We start from the raw sequence: 1,765 nt of genomic DNA on the forward strand, positions 1-1,765 counted from the left end.
GCCCAGTCGGTGCCAGAGGGGGCGGCAGGCACGATATAGGCGTCCCCCAGCGTCGGGCTTGCCGGCTGCGCTGTCGTGGTCGCGCTTAGCACCGCATCCTTCACCGTCAGTTCGGTAGAACGCTTGTAACGCCGCCCGGAGACGACGATGCAAGTCGTGCCGCCATCGTCCGCCGTGGTCGTGTCGTCGGCATCATAGGCATAGAAGACAAGATCGCCATCTGGCCCATAGACGGCAATCGCCGCATAGGGCTGGATGGCAAAATTCTCGCCGGAAAGATCGGGCGTGTCGAACACACCGACAATGCCCTGCGCGACCTCGGAGCGGACGGTTGCCGCCGGCCAATTGGTGTTGAGGGGAAAGGCCTGCTCAAGATGCGTCGTCATGCGGCCTCTGCCTCCAACACGTCTTCATCGATGGTGAAATCTTGCTCGTCCTGCGGATTGAATTCGGTCGCAGCCGGGTCGTATCCGATGAAATGCAGCTTGTAGCCGCCCATGCGATCATCCCAATCCTTTGAAACGAGTTCATAAAGCCCATTCACGCGGGCCAGAGCGCCAAGAAGGTGAACGCGATAGACCTCGCCCACCGTCCATGAAAGCGCCTCCATCGTGGCGCCCACGCTTAGCGTGCGCCCGTCCCTCGCCCAATTAAGCTGCGCCTGGGCGAACCGTTGAATGCGGCGGTGATCCTCCACGAAGGCGCCGCGGAGGCTGCTTTCGCGTGGCTTCCCGTCGATAACAATCAGGTCCTCGCGGCGTAGTGTCGGGCCTTCCACCTCCTGGAACTCGCGTTCCGGCGAAACGAAGGTCGGCTTGACGATGTTCACCAATTCCCGGTCGCGCGGCTCAGAGGTGTATTCCAGACCGCCGACAATCATGTTCTGGTGAAGGGTGGCCTTCGGTTCACGGCGCGCGCGGATGATGGGATAGACCTTTCCCCGCTCCACGATCACATGGCCACCCATAGCCACTTTGAAATTCTCGATCACGTCCCAGGGATCGTCGGTCGATTGCACCACACCGTTGACCGTGTGCCGGTGAAATGTGGTGCCATCCTTCGATGTCTCCCACCGGTCGGCCTCATCCGCCGCCAGCATGAATGCGTCCCAATCGAGGCGGTCGGGCGATATGAGCTGCGTATCCGGCCATTGATGTGTGAGATATTTGGCAAGGCAGAGTGGCGCGTTGTCCGTCCATATCCATGTGGATGGGTCACCAAGCGAAACGCCCGGTTTCCTGAGATCGGGTATCCGTGCGCCGCGCAGGCGGACAAGCGGGCTGAGCGAACCCTGATCGCCATAGACGCGCTTGTGATCCTCGACCTTGGCTTCGTAGTCATCGCCAAAGCCGAAATGCGCCTTGATGACCATGGTGGTGTGGCCGCGCTGCCGGAAGGTCGCAGGCATGTCTGGAAAGTCTCGGGCAATGATCGGATCGATTGCCTGGTCGATTGTGCCGGTGCGAAAGCTCACCTCAATATATTTGCGCGTGCCATCACGGAACGGCTCGGAAGTCGCAAAGCCGTCAGGCCCGATGAATACGGTGTGTCCGTTGATGAACAGGTTTTCGAAGCCATCGACCTCATGCGCGGCGAGCAAGATGCCGTACCAGATGTAAGGCTTCTTTGCCCGGTAGAAGAACAGAGCGCCGCCCGTGGTGGCCCGTCCGAGAATGAGGCGCTGCGGCGGGATGCTCTGCTTGATAATTTGCTGGATGCCATTCGGGTCGTTTGTGGGCGAGATATTCTTCCGCGCCTTGTTCAA

The 1,765-nt window shown here is 60.2% G+C and carries 2 protein-coding genes; both read right to left on the minus strand.

The genetic code is table 11. From position 1 onward, the window contains the following. A partial coding sequence (locus NA8A_RS24150; protein ID WP_009453071.1) for a DUF2793 domain-containing protein occupies positions 1-386 on the minus strand: 386 nt, incomplete at its 3' end. Continuing rightward, positions 383-1,765 (minus strand): phage tail protein (locus tag NA8A_RS24155; RefSeq protein WP_157174167.1); only part of this gene is annotated, 1,383 nt, incomplete at its 5' end. The genes NA8A_RS24155 and NA8A_RS24150, both read right to left, overlap by 4 nt.

Origin of the sequence: Nitratireductor indicus C115, assembly GCF_000300515.1 — a bacterium.
GTDB lineage: Bacteria > Pseudomonadota > Alphaproteobacteria > Rhizobiales > Rhizobiaceae > Nitratireductor > Nitratireductor indicus.